At 57.1% G+C, this 16,501-nt stretch carries 17 protein-coding genes; 13 read left to right on the forward strand and 4 right to left on the reverse strand.

Features of this window, described 5'->3' with window-relative positions; genetic code table 11:
* The 8 genes from DXC67_RS04210 (at position 1) to DXC67_RS04245 (ending at position 7,369) form a co-directional block, all read left to right on the forward strand.
* Positions 1 to 852, forward strand: coding sequence for a sugar phosphate isomerase/epimerase (locus DXC67_RS04210; protein ID WP_117629752.1), 852 nt, complete (start codon positions 1 to 3; stop codon positions 850 to 852).
* A gap of 62 nt (positions 853 to 914) precedes the next feature.
* Positions 915 to 1,883, forward strand: a complete 969-nt coding sequence (locus tag DXC67_RS04215; RefSeq protein WP_022094440.1) for an SIS domain-containing protein — start codon at positions 915 to 917, stop codon at positions 1,881 to 1,883.
* Positions 1,884 to 1,897: 14 nt separating this feature from the next.
* Positions 1,898 to 2,761, forward strand: coding sequence for a PfkB family carbohydrate kinase (locus tag DXC67_RS04220; protein ID WP_117637476.1), 864 nt, complete (start codon positions 1,898 to 1,900; stop codon positions 2,759 to 2,761).
* A gap of 121 nt (positions 2,762 to 2,882) precedes the next feature.
* Positions 2,883 to 3,683 (forward strand): fructoselysine 6-kinase, encoded by an 801-nt coding sequence (gene frlD, locus DXC67_RS04225; RefSeq protein ID WP_117637477.1) that lies wholly within the window; start codon positions 2,883 to 2,885, stop codon positions 3,681 to 3,683.
* Positions 3,684 to 3,710: 27 nt separating this feature from the next.
* Positions 3,711 to 4,571 carry an amidohydrolase family protein gene (locus DXC67_RS04230; RefSeq protein WP_233503155.1) on the forward strand — a complete coding sequence of 287 codons (861 nt, stop codon included), beginning with the start codon at positions 3,711 to 3,713 and terminating at the stop codon, positions 4,569 to 4,571.
* Between the two features lie 2 nt (positions 4,572 to 4,573).
* Complete coding sequence (locus DXC67_RS04235) at positions 4,574 to 5,002, forward strand: secondary thiamine-phosphate synthase enzyme YjbQ (RefSeq protein ID WP_006234356.1); 429 nt, start codon at positions 4,574 to 4,576, stop codon at positions 5,000 to 5,002.
* 33 nt (positions 5,003 to 5,035) lie between these two features.
* On the forward strand, positions 5,036 to 5,845 hold the full coding sequence (locus DXC67_RS04240) for a BtpA/SgcQ family protein (protein ID WP_233503156.1): 810 nt from the start codon (positions 5,036 to 5,038) through the stop codon (positions 5,843 to 5,845).
* A gap of 6 nt (positions 5,846 to 5,851) precedes the next feature.
* Positions 5,852 to 7,369, forward strand: a complete 1,518-nt coding sequence (locus tag DXC67_RS04245; protein WP_117637478.1) for an FGGY-family carbohydrate kinase — start codon at positions 5,852 to 5,854, stop codon at positions 7,367 to 7,369.
* Between the two features lie 79 nt (positions 7,370 to 7,448).
* Here DXC67_RS04245 and DXC67_RS04250 read toward each other — a convergent pair whose 3' ends face one another.
* On the reverse strand, positions 7,449 to 8,231 hold the full coding sequence (locus DXC67_RS04250; RefSeq protein WP_117637479.1) for a TatD family hydrolase: 783 nt from the start codon (positions 8,229 to 8,231) through the stop codon (positions 7,449 to 7,451).
* A 14-nt stretch (positions 8,232 to 8,245) separates the two neighbouring features.
* Positions 8,246 to 9,043 carry a ThiF family adenylyltransferase gene (locus DXC67_RS04255; RefSeq protein ID WP_117637480.1) on the reverse strand — a complete coding sequence of 266 codons (798 nt, stop codon included), beginning with the start codon at positions 9,041 to 9,043 and terminating at the stop codon, positions 8,246 to 8,248.
* 299 nt (positions 9,044 to 9,342) lie between these two features.
* Between DXC67_RS04255 and DXC67_RS04260 the strand changes: the two genes are divergently transcribed.
* From DXC67_RS04260 to DXC67_RS10295, 5 genes are all read left to right on the forward strand, one after another.
* Positions 9,343 to 9,621: an autorepressor SdpR family transcription factor gene (locus DXC67_RS04260; protein WP_022094448.1), complete on the forward strand. Its 279-nt coding sequence runs from the start codon at positions 9,343 to 9,345 to the stop codon at positions 9,619 to 9,621.
* On the forward strand, positions 9,614 to 10,318 hold the full coding sequence (locus tag DXC67_RS04265) for an SdpI family protein (RefSeq protein WP_117637481.1): 705 nt from the start codon (positions 9,614 to 9,616) through the stop codon (positions 10,316 to 10,318). The genes DXC67_RS04260 and DXC67_RS04265 overlap by 8 nt, the downstream gene beginning before the upstream one ends.
* Positions 10,319 to 10,503: 185 nt before the next feature.
* Positions 10,504 to 12,183: an energy-dependent translational throttle protein EttA gene (ettA, locus tag DXC67_RS04270; protein ID WP_117637482.1), complete on the forward strand. Its 1,680-nt coding sequence runs from the start codon at positions 10,504 to 10,506 to the stop codon at positions 12,181 to 12,183.
* A gap of 287 nt (positions 12,184 to 12,470) precedes the next feature.
* Entirely contained in the window at positions 12,471 to 13,598 is a 1,128-nt protein-coding gene (locus DXC67_RS10290; RefSeq protein WP_147327747.1) for a hypothetical protein, read from the forward strand.
* 31 nt (positions 13,599 to 13,629) lie between these two features.
* Positions 13,630 to 13,968 (forward strand): hypothetical protein, encoded by a 339-nt coding sequence (locus DXC67_RS10295; RefSeq protein ID WP_147346212.1) that lies wholly within the window; start codon positions 13,630 to 13,632, stop codon positions 13,966 to 13,968.
* Between the two features lie 54 nt (positions 13,969 to 14,022).
* On the opposite strand, the gene DXC67_RS04280 is transcribed toward DXC67_RS10295, so the two are convergent.
* The gene (locus tag DXC67_RS04280; RefSeq protein ID WP_117637484.1) at positions 14,023 to 15,330 is read right to left on the reverse strand and encodes a hypothetical protein; all 1,308 of its coding nucleotides are present in this window, start codon (positions 15,328 to 15,330) and stop codon (positions 14,023 to 14,025) included.
* Positions 15,331 to 15,466: 136 nt separating this feature from the next.
* Entirely contained in the window at positions 15,467 to 16,420 is a 954-nt protein-coding gene (locus DXC67_RS04285; RefSeq protein ID WP_117637485.1) for a hypothetical protein, read from the reverse strand.
* Positions 16,421 to 16,501 lie beyond the last annotated feature (81 nt).

Below are 16,501 nucleotides of genomic sequence, written 5' to 3' on the forward strand. Positions count from 1 at the left end.
ATGTCTGAATCCAAACCGACGCTGCGCCGCGAACAGATTGCGGGCATGAATATCCACTACATCATGTGGTCGCTCGATTACTTCCTTGATGTGCAGCAGCGTTTGGGCTTTGAGTCCATTGAGCTGTGGTGTGCGGAGCCGCATGTGACGCTCGACCACACGGGCTACTTTGAGGCTGAGGTCCTGGCGAAAAAGGCTGCAGACCGTGGGCTTAGGTATCGTACTCTGTGCCCCGAGAATGTTGTCTATCCTTGGCAGTACTGCGCACGCAAACCGCTGCATGAACAGCGCAGCCTGGCGTACTTTAAGCACGGCATTGAGCTTGCCGAGGTACTTGGGTGCGACCGTATGTCCGTCAACTCGGGCTGGGGCGACTGGGACGAGGACCGCGAGGAAGCCTGGAAGCGCAGCCGCGAGCACTTGTCCATTCTGGCGGAGTATGCCGGTGAGCACGGTCTGGTGCTTACGATGGAAAGCCTGCGTCCCGAGGAGAGCAACCTTGTAACGACGGTTTCCGATGCGAAGCGCATGATTGACGAGGTCGCGAGCCCGTACTTACAGCCCATGGTTGATACAACCGCGATGGGCGTTGCGGGCGAGACGCTCGAGGACTGGTTTGCCGCCTTTGGTGATGGGGCAATTCACGAGATGCACTTTATCGACGGTGACCCGTATGGCCATCTGGTGTGGGGCGATGGCAAGCACGATATGGACGCCTTCGTCGCCACGCTTAATGCCCATGGTTTCGATGGCATGCTGGGCCAGGAAATCACGGACGGGCGTTACTACGATGACCCGGCGGCGGCAGATGCCAAGAACATGGCCGCATTCGAGAAATATCTGATTGACTAAAACAACTATCGGCCACGCAGCCAACGTCATTGATTGCGGACCAAACAAGAAAGGAACTGGATATGAACGCACACGATCTGATCAAAGAGGCAATTGCCGAGAAGGGCAAGTTCGACAGCGTCTACTGGATTGCTTGCGGTGGCTCCATGATCGATTTGATCCCGGCTCATGAGCTTCTGCAGCGCGAGGCAACCACCTTCACTTCGTATATCTATACGGCTCGCGAGTTTGATATCATGCGCCCGCGCCGCTTGGGTGAGAAATCCCTGGTCATTGCTTGCAGCCACAGTGGCAACACCCCCGAGGTCGTCGAGGGCTGCGAGATTGCCCTTGCTGCCGGCGCTACGGTGATCGCCCAGACCGACAACGCTGGATCCAAGATTGACTCCGGCAAGTGGACCACGTGGGTCTACCCGTGGGGCGAGGGCGTGCCGCAGGCCGAGGTCCCCGCTGGCATTTCGCTGTCGCTTGCGGCCGAGCTGCTCGATCAGCAGGAGGGCTACGCCGATCTTGCCGATATGTATGCCGGTATCGCCGAGATGGATAAGATTCTTCCCCCGGCACGTGAGAAGGTAAATGCCGAGCTAGGTGATCGTTTTGCCAAGCTTTGCCAGGAGCACGAGTTCTTCTACATTCTGGGCAGCGGTCCCAACTTTAGCCAGACCTACGGTTTCGCTATCTGCTCTCTTATGGAGATGCAGTGGCAGCACTGCAGCTACATCCACTCTGCCGAGTACTTCCACGGCCCCTTCGAGGCTACTCAGGATGGCGTTTTTTACTTCCTGCAGATGGGCTCCAGCGAGTGCCGTGCTATGGACGAGCGCGCCCTTGCGTTCCTTAAGACGCATACCGATACGCTGATGGTGCTCGATGCCAAGGAGTACGGTATGGAAGCCGTGCCGGCGAGTGTCCGTGCCTATCTGGACCCGGTGCTGTTCTACGCCATGAACTGCGAGCTGCGTGCTGCACGCGGCAAGGTGTTTGATCACGATCCCGATTTCCGTCGCTATATGGGTGTTGTCGAGTACTAGAAGGGGCAAAGGCCATGGCATTTAACGTTAACGCGCTCGGATTTGGCGACAACGTCGTCGATCGCTACGAGCATATCCACACCATGTATCCCGGCGGCAATGCGGTGAACTTCGCCGTTTATGCCAAGAAATGCGGTGCCGCACGCTCTGCATACATGGGCATTTTTGGCAATGACGCCGCTGCCGAGCATGTCATTGCAAGCCTCGAGGATGAGGGTATCGAGCTTGACAAGTGCGAGCAGATGATTGGCGAGAACGGAGCGGCTCGCGTGACCGTCGTTGACGGTGACCGTGTCTTCCTCGGCTCCAACGAGGGCGGTATCCGTGGCGATGCGCGCTATGTTCTCGATCGCTTTGACCTTTCGTACATGGAGCAGTTCGATGTGGTTCATTCGGGCAACTATTGCTTCACCGAGCGCGAGCTGCCCAAGTTGAAGGCTGCGGGCGTCACGGTCTCTTTTGACTTTTCGGACGACTCCACCGACGAGTACTACGAGCAGATTGCGCCCTATGTCGATTTTGCTTTCTTTAGTGCGGCGGATGCCGCGAGTGAGGACGAGATTCGCGAGCGTCTGGCATGGGTGAAGGGTCTGGGTCCGCGTTTTGTGTCGGCTACGGCGGGCGCCGAGGGCTGCATCGCTTACGACGGCGAGCGTTATTACCGCCAGCTGGCTAAACCGGTAACGGACATGAAGGACACCATGGGGGCGGGCGACTCGTTCCTCACCTCGTTTTTGATGTGCTATCTCGATTCCGCCAAGCGTGGTGAGGGTGGCGCCGAGGCCATCGAGCGCGCGCTCGACTTTGCTGCCGGATTTGCCTCGACCGTGTGCGGCATGGAAGGTTCTTGGGGCCACGGAGCACCAATCGTCGAATAGCTTAAGAAAGCGTACGGCGGTCTGGCTATGAGGCCTTGGACAGCCGATGCAAAACAATAAGCGAAACGCGAAAAGGGGGCTCGCCATGTGGTGGGTCCCCTTTTGAACATTGGAGAAGACCATGGGTATTAAAGCGTGTGCGGCTGGTTTTTGCTGTGCGGACGTCTATCAAAACATCGGCGTGTTCTATCCGACTGGTAATGGCATTGACTGGGGTATCCATCTTGCACGAATGGGCGTTTCGGTATCCGCCGTGTCGGTTGTCGGCAAGGACGAGTACGGAGACAAGATGAGAGAGGCGCTGGCCGCCGAGGGGTTTGATATCTCTCATCTGCGGGTGGAGGATGGCGACACCTCGGTGATGCTCATGGCATTGAAAGACGGCGTCGATCGCGTGCATCTCGAGGCAATCGATGGCGTAATGGAGACATATCGTCCGAATGAAGATGACCGGGCGTTTATCCTAGAGCATGACATCATTCATACCGACCTGTTTGGCAATTGTTTGGACCTCCTGCCCGAGTGGCATGATGCGGGCAAGACGGTGGTTATGGACTTCTCGGTGTTCAGCCAGGATCCCGAATATGCCTGCGAGAATCATTTTCCCTACGTTGACTACGCATTTATGTCGTTTGAAGATGACACTCCGGAGCTGCGGGACTGGGTACGTCACGCGCAGGAATTGGGGCCGCGCGTTGCGGTTGCCACGCTTGGCGAGAAGGGAAGCATTGCCTATGACGGTGAGCGCTTCTATGAGTGCGGGATCGTGCCGGCGGAGAAGGTCGTTAATACCGTGGGTGCCGGCGACTCGTATATCGCCGGGTTTACCAAGGGCGTGATCGATGGCCTTGATATTCCGGCGTGTATGAAGGCAGGCGCTGAGCTGTCGTCCCGAGTGATTGGTTCGTTTGAGCCGTACTAGGGTCAAATGCCTGGAAAGGAGTACGAAATGGTTATCGACATGTTGGTCCATCCTATGCTCTACGGCGAGATCTGTACGCCGGGTGATGAGCCTGATGGATTCGGTTTTTGGTCACGAGAATTTGGTATGGGGCATATGGGCCCCATGGATTGGGATGAGCTTCAAGTCGAGATGGACGTCTGCGATGTGCAGAAGAGCGTGCTCATGCCGCTCGATGTAACCACGGCATGCGGAGGGCACTTTGGCACCAATGACCAGATTGCCATGCTGGTTGCCGCACATCCCGATCGTCTGTGGGGATTTGCGAGCGTAGACCCGCAGGTGAGCGGTGCCGCAGACGAATTGGAGCGCGCCTTTACCGAGTTGGGGGCAAAGGGGCTTTGCCTGCATCCTGCAAAGCAGGGTTTTGCCCCCGATGATGCTGTGGCCGAGCCGCTTTACGAACTGTGCGAGCGCTATAACAAGCCGGTGGTTTTCCATGCCGGTATGTCTTGGGAGCCGGGCGCAGAGCTCTCGCGCAGTAACCCGCTTGCATTTGAGCACACAATCGCAACGCATCCAAATGTGCGTTTTAGTTTGACCCATTTTGGCTGGCCCTGGGTGCGCGAGACCGTGGCGATGCTGCTCAAGTATCCCAACTGCTACGTGGACACCTCTATCACTTACATCGATTCGCCCGAGGAGATGATGCAGCGTCTTTTCACGGTCGATATGGGGCCGCTGTGGTATGAGCGCGCGCTATCGCACCAAGTGATGTTCGCCAGCAATACGCCGCGCTTCCGTGCATTCAAACTCAAGCGGGCGCTCGATACCGTGCCCATGCGCGATGATGCGCGAGAAAGGCTCTACTGGGGCAATGCCCTGCGTTTTCTTGAAGGGGATGAGTGAACATGGTGACGCTCGAGACATTGAGCTATCTATCGACTGCTCCGGACCAGTTCATCGATATTACCGAGGACGTGCACGCTGCCATCGAACGCAGCTCGGTGACCAATGGCTTGGCGGCGATTATTTTGTCGCATACGACCTGCGGAATCGTGGTAAACGAGGGGCTGCCCTGCGTGGAGACGGATCTTATGGAGACGCTTGATCGCATCGCCCCACTCGATGCCCCCTATGCGCATGCACACTTCCTGCCGAGCTACGGAGCCACCGGTAACAACTCCTGTGGGCATATCAAGAGCATGATTTGTGGAAACAGTTGCTTCTTTCCCGTCCAAGATGGCCACATCGTGTGCGGAAGTGCCCAGAACATCTATCTTGCGGAGTTTGACGGTCCGCAGAAGCGAAAAGTGTACGTCGAGGTGCTGGGGGAGTAACGTCCCTGCAATAACCCTATGAAGGAGCACGTTATGTCGTTTCTAACTTCGATGTTCAAGAACGAAAAGCCGGTTATCGGAATGCTGCACCTGCGTCCTCTGCCGGGCGATCCGCTGTATTACCCGGGCGGAAGCGTATCGCAGGTCGTGGAAGCCGCCAAGCGCGATCTCGAGGCGTTGCAGCAGGGCGGTGTCGATGGCATTTTGATTACCAATGAGCTCTCGATGCCCTATGAGCAGCATGTTTCTCCCTCAACCCTTGCATCGATGGGCTATGTAATCGGGGCTCTGTCCCATGATCTGTCGACTCCTTGGGGAGCTGAGGCAATTTACGATGGTGATGCCACAATCGAGCTGTGCGCTGCCGTCGACGCGCAGTTCACGCGCTGCAATTTTTGCGGTGCCTGGGCCGGTGATCTCGGGCTGATTAACCGAGATTTCGCTCACACCATGCGTCGCAAGGCGGCGCTGCGCTTGGACGACCTCAAGCTTTTTCACTTCATCACGAGCGAGGGCGAGGTTTATCTCAACGACCGCACGACCGCGGACATTGCCGATTCACTTCTCTTTAATTGCCTACCGGATGCGATGGTCATCGGCGGTTCGGCTGCCGGTCGTGGCGCTTCGGGCGAGCTTGCCGACGAGGTCCGCGAGCGTGTTGGCGAAGTGCCCGTGGTATGTGGCACCGGTTGTCGCGAAAATACCGTGGCTGACGTATTTGCTCACTACGATGGCGCGTTTGTCGGCACGTGCTTAAAGCGCGACGGAAAGCTGGATGCCCCGATTGATGTTGAGCGAGTGGTTCGTTTTATGGCTGCCGCTCGTACGGCGCGAGGGGAGTAGGCACCTATGGCGCTCTATCTGGGTATTGATATTGGGACAAGCGCCTCTAAAGGCGTTTTAATCGATGATCGATGCAACATCGTTTGCCAAGCCTCTTGTGGACATGAGACGGACAACCCGTGTGATGGATGGTACCAGCATGATGCTGAGGCAGTTTGGTGGGGCGATTTTTGCCGCTTGTCGCGCGAGCTGGTGATGCGATCGGGGGTTAACGCGGCGCAGATCGGATGCGTGGGCCTTTCCGCATTGGGTTGCGACTGTGTGCCGGTCGATACCGAGTGCAACGCGCTGGCGCCCGCGATTTTGTATGGAGTCGATGCACGTTCGAAGCCGCAGATTGACGAGCTCCTTTCCGAATATGGGTCAGGTCGCGCACGCGAACTTTTCGGGCACGATCCCTGCTCATCAGATATTGCTCCTAAGATCTTATGGTTTAAGGAGAATATGCCCGAGGTGCACGAACGTGCCGCGAAGTTCCTGACGGCATCATCGTTTCTATGCGCAAAGTTGACGGGGCGTTTTACGGTGGACCGTTACTTGGCGGAGGATTTTCTTCCCCTATACGACCGCTACACTTGGAGGGTTGATGCTCGGGAATGTGCTCGTTTCTGCCGGCCTGACCAGATGGCGGAGGTAATGTCGGCTACCGATATTGCCGGGGCGATTACGCAGCGCGCGGCTGAGGCGACAGGGCTCGCGGCAGGGACACCTGTCTTAGTGGGAACGGGCGACTCTGGTGCCGAGGCCATTTCGACGGGTGTATTTCGTCCCGGCGATATGATGGTTCAGTTGGGGAGCACGGCGTATTTCATCTACCTAGCTGATCATATGGTCGATGATGCCCGCCTGTGGCCAGGGACGTTTATCATTCCCGGAACTTACGGGATCTGCGCGGGGACCAATACGGCGGGTGCACTCACATCGTGGCTGCGCCAAGAGCTGTATCGCGACGCCGTGGAGGCCGAGGGCCACGGTGGCCCCGATGCATATTCGGTCATGGCGCATGATGCCGCCGATGTGGCGCCGGGTGCCGATGGGCTCCTGTGCCTGCCGTACTTTGCGGGGGAGCGTACTCCGCTCAACGATCCCGAGGCACGTGGCGTCTTCTTTGGCCTGACCGGAAGGCATACGCGAGCCCATATGGTTCGCGCCGCCTTGGAAGGCGTCGCGTATACCGTTGCATCCCATGTCGACATTATCGAGCGAGAGCATGGACTGCCAATTGGGCGCATTATGCTTGTCGGAGGTGGAACCAAGAATCCAGTTTGGATGCAGGCTATCGCCGACGTATGCGGGCGCGAGGTCTCGGTTGCCAAGGTTACGGTGGGCGCATGCTTCGGTGATGCCATCATGGCAGCTCTCGCAGGTGGCGCCTATGCATCATGGGATGAACTCGCCCAAGTCCTTGGCGTTGCACAAACAATCGTGCCCGATATGGATGCCCACGAGCTATATGCGTCGCGTCGTCATATCTTTGACGAATTGTATGCACGCAACCGTGATCTCATGCACGAATTGGTGTAATGCTGCCGAATTGTACTGCCTGCCAATAGGGACTGCGTTGTGCGATTCGCATGTCCCTTGGCATTTTTGCCCACAGGGGTTAGCGAAGGTCAAAAACAGAGTGCGCATTTGCTAAAACTACCGACTCGATGCGCTTTGCGTCACAGTTTTTGAGTGAGGCAATGTGCATCGAGGTCCTTGCGAGCGATCTGATGAGCGATTGCACACTTGTTTCTGTGTTTGGCTCGGCCGGCGCATCGGTCTCGAGCAGTAGACGGTCGAGTGGAATCTGTCGGGCATATTCGCGACCGCGCTTGGTGGCGAGCATACGCTCGTTCACGGAAAAATAGCAGCCTGCGTTTCGCGCACGGACGAACTCGTTCGAGGTACCGCTAAACCAGTGAAAGATGACGGCGGGGGAGTTGGGGCTTGGGGTGAGCAATCCATATGACTCAAGGGCGTCCAGTACGGTTCCTGCCGAACGAACAGCGTGAATTGATATCACGCGCCCGGCAAGAGGGTGCTGCACGAGTGCATCGCAGAGCCGGTCAAATGCCTGTACTTGTAGCGGCTCGCTTCCGGAAAAACGAGCGGAAAAGTCGAGCCCGACCTCGCCGATCAAGCGTTCTTGTGCAGCGACTTCGCAAAGCAGATTGATTTCAGCGTTGCCACATCGTCCGTCGGCGAGCCACCAGGGATGGAGGCCGATGCCGGCAAAGATATTTGAACGGCCGCAGGCGCGCTTCTTGGCGCGTGCAAAGTCGTGCGGATCGACGCCGCAGTCAAATAGAATCAGGCCCAGCGCCGTTGCCTCATCGGCAACGGCGTCCGGGTGAGCCATTAGATCAAGATGGCAGTGTGCATCAAATAACCGGGGCTCCATCTCGGCGCGCTCCGCTAGTCTAGGCGCTGGCCATCGGCGCGCACGCGCTCGGTGCCGCGGCCACTGATCTGACGGATAACCTCGCCGGCGATCATCTGGCCCATGATGGGCGGCATAAAGCTGGCGGTTCCCAGCTCGGTGCGCTCGTGGATGTTGGAAGGATCGCGGGGCTGTGTCTTAACCGATTCCTCGCAGCTAAACAGTACGTGTAGGCTCTTGATTCCGCGCTTCTTACATTCTTTGCGCATAATGCGGCTCATGGGGTCACGTACCGTATCGAAGATGTCGGCAAAGCGGAGGCACTCGGGATGGAGTTTGTTGGCCCCGCCCATGGAGCTAACCAAACGGATGTCATGGTCCTGAGCATATTTGGCAATGGTGAGCTTGGCCGAGATGGTGTCGATGGCGTCGACGACGTAGTCGAGCTTGCCGCCCGTCTGCTCCAAAACGCTCGCGAAGAAATCATCGATGTTGTCGCTCAGCAGGTATTCGGTACGTTTGATAACGGTGGCGGCAGGATTGATATCGTGGATCATGGCTTCCATCACGTCAACCTTGCGCTTGCCGACGGTGCTATGAAAGGCGATGGCCTGGCGATTGATATTGCTGGGCGCGATGATGTCCTTGTCCAGAATGACGAAATGACCGATGCCGCCGCGGGCGAGTGCCTCGCAGCAGTTGGAGCCCACGCCTCCGCAGCCGAGCACCAACACCGTAGCATCGGCGAGCTTATCGAGTGCCTCGCGGCCCATGATGATCTCGAGCTTGGTGTCGCGTGTCTCGATGGCGGCTGCGGCAGTGGTTTCGGTCATAAATATCCTCCGATGGGGAAGCAGGTCGTGTTTTAGCTATCGCCATTATAGGTATTATTACGATTCCATTTGAACCCTTGGGGTTTGTTGAAATGGGATCGGGATTCGCATAAGATAAAGCAAATGGCACCCGTTGCAGCGGGTTGGCCAACTCCCAAACACGTTTGTAGCGTGAGAAGTGGCCGTCTTCGCATTACGCGGAGGCGGCTATTTTTTTGAGTACAAGATTAGACAGTTAGACAAACATCTAAATATCGAGTATAGTGTGCGCGTCATGAGAGATGATGAGAGGAGGTCTTATGCCGGGAGAGGGTTTTAAGGCGCTTGCCGATCCAACGCGACGGCGCATTTTGGAGTTGCTGCGCGAGGGCAATTGCACGGCGGGGGAGCTTGCCGAGCATTTCGATATCAGTAAGCCGTCGCTAAGCCATCACTTGGCGACGCTCAAAAATGCCGGGTTGGTGACCGACGAGCGCCATGGCCAAAACATCGTATACAGCTTAAACACCACCGTCATGCAGGATTTAATTGGCTGGTTTATGGGCTTTACAAACACTGAAGGTGATAAGGATGAATAACGAAAACAAGGGCATTCACCCCACGGGGGTATCGTCGCGCGTGTGGATTGCGCTGGTCGCTCTGTGTGTCGCCAATGTCGTAGCGCACCTCATGGTGATGCCGAGCTTGCCTGCGCAGATTCCCGCGCACTGGGGCGCGAACGGCGCCGTCGACGGTTGGGGTCCTAGCTGGATGGCCTCCGCGCTCGGCGCGCTGCCTCTGGCGCTTCTCGCAATGTTCTGCGTGGTGCCGCGCATCGACCCCAAAGGCGAGGCATATCGAACCTCGGGCAAGTTCTATCAGGGCTTCGTAATCGCCTTCACCTTGTTCATGTGCGCCATAAGCTGGCTGGGAGAGCTTACGGTCTGGGGCGTGGTGCCGGCGGTCGGTTCGGTTAACGTGCTGATTTCCGGTGTTGTCGGTTTGCTGTTCATCGGCGTAGGCAACTACTTGCCGCGTGTGAAGCAGAACTATACGCTCGGTATCAAGACACCTTGGGCGCTTGCCGATCCCGAGAACTGGCGCCGTACGCAGCGTTTTGGCGGCGCCTGCGTTATGGTGCTGGGTATTGGCCTGATTGTGATGGGCGTGGCAGGCAGCGTGCTTTCGAGTGAAGTCGTCGCCGCGGTGATTGCGGTTCTGGCGTTTGGTTCGGTTGGAGCCGTCTACGTCTACTCGTATCTGTTGTGGCGCAAATCGCAGCGAGCCGCTCGTTAAGGTTGCGGAAAACTAGCGTACGCAGTTCATAGTATGTTCCGGGGGACTTTTCCCAGGTAGTATTAGGGGGTGTGGGCAACCATGCCCCTTTTTCGTTTAGTTTCAGAGCTGGTTACCTCATTTCGTTTCCACTAAAACGAAAACAAGAATAGGGAAACAGCAGGTAGAAAGGATAAAACAGGCAAATGGCGGAGTTTATCTACCAGATGTATCAGGCTCGCAAGGCTCATGGCGACAAGGTGATCCTTGACGACGTGACCTTGAGCTTCTATCCCGGTGCCAAGATCGGCGTCGTGGGCCCCAACGGTATGGGCAAGTCGACCCTGCTCAAGATCATGGCCGGTATCGAGGAGGTCTCCAACGGCGATGCCAGGCTCACTCCCGGCTACACCGTGGGCATTCTGCAGCAGGAGCCGCCTCTCGACAACGACAAGACCGTCACCGAGAACGTGCGCATGGCGTTTGGCGACATGATCGCAAAGGTCGATCGCTTCAACAAGATCGGCGAGGAGATGTGCGACCCGGATTGCGACATGGACGCCCTCATGGCCGAGATGGGCAAGCTCCAGGACGAGATCGATGCCGCCGACGGCTGGGATATCGATTCCAAGCTCGGCCAGGCCATGGACGCCCTGCAGCTGCCCGATTCCGACATGCCGGTCAACGTGCTTTCCGGCGGCGAGCGCCGCCGCGTGGCCCTGTGCAAGCTGCTGCTCGAGGCTCCCGATCTGCTGCTGCTCGACGAGCCCACGAACCACCTGGACGCCGAGTCGATCCTGTGGCTCGAGCACTTCCTGCACAACTACCAGGGCGCGGTGCTTGCCGTCACACACGATCGGTACTTCCTGGATAACGTTGCCGAGTGGATCTGCGAGGTCGACCGCGGTCACCTTTATCCCTACAAGGGCAACTACTCCACGTATCTGGAGACCAAGGCCGCCCGTATCGAGGCTCAGGGTAACCGCGACGCCAAGCTCGCCAAGCGCATGGAGGCCGAGCTCGAGTGGGTGCGCAGCTCGCCCAAGGCCCGTCAGGCAAAGAACAAGGCCCGTCTGGCTCGCTACGAGGAGATGGAGGCCGAGGCACGCGCAAGCCAGAAGCTCGATTGGACCGACATCCGTATTCCTGTGGGCCCGCGTCTGGGCAATAAGGTACTCGAGGCTCATCACCTGCACAAGGAGTTCGACGGTCGCGTGCTCATCGACGACCTCTCGTTCACCCTGCCGCGCAACGGCATCGTGGGCGTGATCGGCCCCAACGGTGTCGGTAAGACCACGCTGTTCAAGACCATCGTGGGCCTGGAGCCGCTGACTTCGGGCGAGCTCGAAGTGGGCGAGACCGTCAAGATCAGCTACGTCGACCAGAACCGCTCCGGCATCGACTCCGACAAGAACCTGTGGGAGGTCGTCTCGGACGGCCTGGACCACATGATGGTCGGCGAGACCGAGGTCCCGAGCCGCGCCTATGTGGCGAGCTTTGGCTTTAAGGGTCAGGACCAGCAGAAGCGCGCCGGCGTGCTCTCCGGTGGCGAGCGCAACCGTCTGAACTTGGCGCTTACGCTCAAGCAGGGCGGCAACCTGCTGCTCCTCGACGAGCCCACGAACGACCTCGACGTCGAGACGCTGTCCTCGCTCGAGGCGGCGCTGCTCGAGTTCCCGGGCTGCTCGGTGGTCATTAGCCACGATCGTATGTTCCTGGACCGCGTTGCCACGCACATCCTGGCGTGGGAGGGCACCGATGAGAACCCGGGCAACTGGTATTGGTTTGAGGGTAACTTCGAGGCCTATCAGGCCAACCGCATCGAGCGCCTGGGCGAGGACGCAGCCCAGCCGCATCGTATTCACCGCAAGCTCACGCGTGACTAGTAGCAAGTAGAAAGGCCGCCAGCAAGGGCGGCCTTTCTTGTAGCAATTGCACTGCAGCTATGCCCTGGCTGCTGGTTTGATTCATAATCAAAGTCATCTCTTTGGGATTAAAGCCCGTTTTTGCTATGAGTGATTTTCTAATTCCGTTTAAAACGTAAAGACGTATTGGGTTACAAGGACATAAGCAAATCGAATTGAAATATAACCAGTGCTGTAACGTTACAAAAAAGGTTATAGAATAGGAGTATCTTATAAGTCGCTCCTCTATCCTCTAGAAAGAAGAACATATGCTTTCGCGTCGTCGTTTTCTGCAACTTGTCGCGTCTTCAATTGTCGCCTTGGCCGCACGTCCGAAAGAGGTTTTTGCTTCGACGGGCAATATTGATGGTGAGCAGATACAATTTACTTCAGAAATTGCGCAAGAGCTTGCCGATAAATATATAAAGGGACTCCTCGGCTCTTCGTATACGCCTTCTGACCCTATTCCTTTTGTAGACGTTGATGGGTCCCCGCTTGGCTACATTGTTCCGGTTGTGACATTCAATAGAGCCGCGGGCTATTTGGTTTTAGATGCTTCAGATGATGAAATACTTACGGGATATCGTTTTGGAGATGGCTTAGTCAGCCCTATGGATCGGGGAGGAGATCTTGGTGTTGAGTCTTATTCTTTCAATAACCCAGTCGTAATGATCAATCCATTCGAATTCGGTGTGCAATCTTTGGACGGTTCAATAACAACAAATTGCGGACGAACAATCCCGGCTGTTTCCATAGAAGGACGGCCTGTCGTTTTATCGAATAAACCTTCAAGCTGGAACGATGTCGTAATTTACGCAACTCAAATGCAGGATTACACAGTATCTGGATTTCGTTCCATTTCTCAGTTTATGTCATATGATGAAAGCGAGATTAAGAGGCTTACTGCCCACTATGCTTGTATGGTGACAGCATTTTCGAACGTTGCGGAACTGTATGGCATTGCCAATTTATATAGCGACCCTTCGCAATATATGCAGATATGGAATTACACCAATACCCATGCTCTTTCCGATGAAGAACAGACTGTTCCCGGCGTTGTTTTGGGCGGAACGCCGATATCAACCTGTGCAACGGGGTTTACAAATTACTGCGCAAGCAGAGGAAGTACTCTTATCGCCCGCACTGTCTCCTCTCCGGCTATCGCGAGCATTCAAAATGAGATTAACTCTAATAGACCGAATGTTTTACATGCGAGTTTGTACAACGGATCAGCCCATTCTGTAACAGCGGAGGCTTACGCCACACTTACTGGTAAGAAAACTGGAGAGACAAGGCAGATGATTGGCATAGCGGACGGCTGGAATTCATCTTTATCCTTCCTGAAGTATGATCAGAGCTATTATGCGTGGACTTATGGAACGACTTTTTCGAAGTAGGGCGATTCGTCTAGCTCTGTCTTTGGTGCTGATGGCTTCATTGGTGGGCTGTTCAACAAAGGAAGAGATATCGCGCGGAGGTTCCGGAGAAGTGACTGCGACAGACTCAGGTTCATTAGAAATAGCTGGCGGGCATGCCGATGTGATGTTACAAGGAAAAGGCGTGCTTAGGTCGATTGATGCTGAAGACGCTGTCTGCTCAATAGAGGATTTGAAGACAGGTGAAACTGCATCGTACCGAGTTTCAGATAATGCTGCGAATATGATTGAGTCGATACCGACTGGAGCGCAGGTTTCTTTTAGATACTTTGCTCCGCAACTTGAGGATGAGCTTGCTTCTCTGGTGTCTATATGCGCCGATGACAACTAAAAGGCCTGAATTCAAACGGCCTCGGATGGTCAATTGGCTATCCGAGGCCGTTTTTTACTCGACCGGGGCTTCGACCTTGTCGATGGCCCAGGTGGCTCCGAGGCCGCCGGTGGTGTTGCGGCGAATGCGTACGGTGACTTCGTGGCGTTTGCCGGCCTGTGTGTAGCGCAGGGGGAAGCTCGCGCGGTTACGGCCAGCCTCGATGGTACCGCGCTCGCGAGCGATCCAGTAGTACTCGCCGACGATGCCGAGGGTGTCGGCGCCGTAGGGGAGATAAGTCGACAGCTGGTGCAGCAGCGGACTAGGGCAGAAGACCTCGGTCGCGAAATCGATGGGGAAGTCCCCGGGGATGGTCGGTGCTGCGGGAGCGGGGGCCGGTGCTGAATTGGGGACCGGAGTCGGTGCAGGTGTGGGAGCCTGGTCACAGGCGGGTGCGGATGCGGACTCAATGACAGGTGCAGACTCAGATGCCGCTTCTGGCTTAGCTATGGAATCTGTCGGTTCCACGGAGATGGACGTGTCTTCGGTCCCGGTTTTGGCACCGGCCTGCGGAGTGTCCTCTGCCTCGACGTTCGGCTTGGCCTCGACCGGCGTGGATACCATGGTGGTGATGCCGGCGTTGGCGTTCTCGGGGTCATAGACAACCGTGAGCGAGATGGCGGGCTGCGGCGTCTCGGGTTCCGGCGTCGCCTCGGTAGCGTCTTGATTCGCGGGCTCGTCGGACTGGTCGTCCTCGGCGTTGTCGCCAAAGACATCGCTGTTTTGGAACGCAGGCGTCTCGGGTTGGCCGGCGGTTTCTTCGGCTTTCGACTTGGGAACCTCGTTGAGCTCAACGGCGGCTTCCTGCTCAGCCATGACTTCGGGCTCGGTCGTGGCAGCGATTTCAGTTTCGACCTCTGCCGTTACTTCAGCAGTGACTTCAGCCTCTACCTCGGGCTCGGGCTCCGGAGCGACTTCGGCCACGGACTCGGGCTCGGGACGCTTAACGTGCTTGGGACGCACGGCCTTCAGGTCCTTCTCGCCGCGCTTTTTCTTTTTGTAGGACTGCTTGGCGCCCTTGGCGGCCTTGGGCTTGTCCTCGCCCTTGGCAAGGGCAGCATCCCAGGCCTCATTGGCGATGACGGTGGCATACAGACGTCCGCCCTTAAAGACGGTCAGCTTAATGCAGTCGTCGAGTTCCTCGAGCAGCTCGCGCGTGGACTCGAAGCCCAGGTCATAAGCGGTCATATCGCCAGCGGCGAGTGTCTCCTCGACCTGTGTCATAAACGTTTGCTTGCCGCATCCAATCGCATCGCGCAGCAGGCGATACAGATAGATGTGGTTGCCCAGCGCAAGCGTGGGCCTAACTATTGTCTTGCTCATGGCAAATCTCCTCTTTACATATGTAAAGCATCTTACCATCGCAGAGCGTTCGCCATGGCGGCGCCCAAGGCAAACGGGCGCGAACCGCTGTCGATTCGTGCCCGTTGTACAGGTTGCCTATCTGGGGATGCAGTGCCTAGTTGCCCGATGTCGTGCCTTGGCTTGAGCTGTCAGATGCCGTGCCGGACGCGGTTCCGCTCGAGCTGTTGGTGTTGCTGTTGTCGGTAGATCCCGTACTCGGTGTATTGCCATTCGCCTGGTCGCCCGTGCTCGGTTGAGAGCCGTCAGTCGTTTGGCTTGAGTCGGCCGTGCCGGATGGCGTGCCGCTGTTGGCCGTAGAGGAATCGGTGCCCTGCGATTGGTCTTGGGTGTTCGAGGACGAATTGGCAGAGGTGGAACTGTCTTGCGTGTCGTCCGTCTGCGTCTGCTGATCTTGAGACTGGGTGTTGTCATTTGCATCGCTCTCGGTCGTGCGCGACGAAAGGATTGGCTCGGGGCGCTCGCCCAGACCCTCACCGGCGGTGGTTATAAGGATGGCGCCGGCGCAGGCGATAACCGCGACGATGGCGATGGCGATCGAGAAGATGATGACCTTCTTTTGCGTCTGGCTGCGCTCTTCCGCCGCCTTGGCGCGCAGGCTGTTGGGGGCGACGCGCGCCGTGGTCGCGCGTCCCGCGACCTGACGCATCTCCTGCGTAGTCGCGGCGCCGCCCAGGTGCTCCTCGGCATTAAGCTCAACGGGCTCATAGGCGCCGGCGGGGTAGTCGACGGCGGCGTGCGTACCTTTGAGGGCTTCGGCGCTGGCAGAGATAAAGTGGCGGTAGACCTGCGAGGACACAACGGTGATGACCGAGCTCACGGCGGCACCAATTACTGAACCAGCGATACCAATCTTGGAGGCAAGCGCCACGCTCGTGGCGGCAGCTGCGGCGCCGGCGATGATCTGGGGAATGGAAATGTCATCGAACAGGCCCTTTTTGGGCGCGATGGCCATGGTCTGTCCGATGGAATGGTTCTCGTGCACGCCGTTGTTGAGCGATGCCGGCGTCATGACGCGCGTGCGCGGCGCGTCGGTGTACTTGGTTGTCATACGGGGTCCTCCCGGTGTAAATCTGCTTCGTTTCGTGTAGCCATCAGGGTACCCACCAGATGTGAATCATACGTGACATTT

This window comes from Collinsella sp. TF07-1 (genome assembly GCF_003437235.1).
Classification (GTDB): domain Bacteria; phylum Actinomycetota; class Coriobacteriia; order Coriobacteriales; family Coriobacteriaceae; genus Collinsella.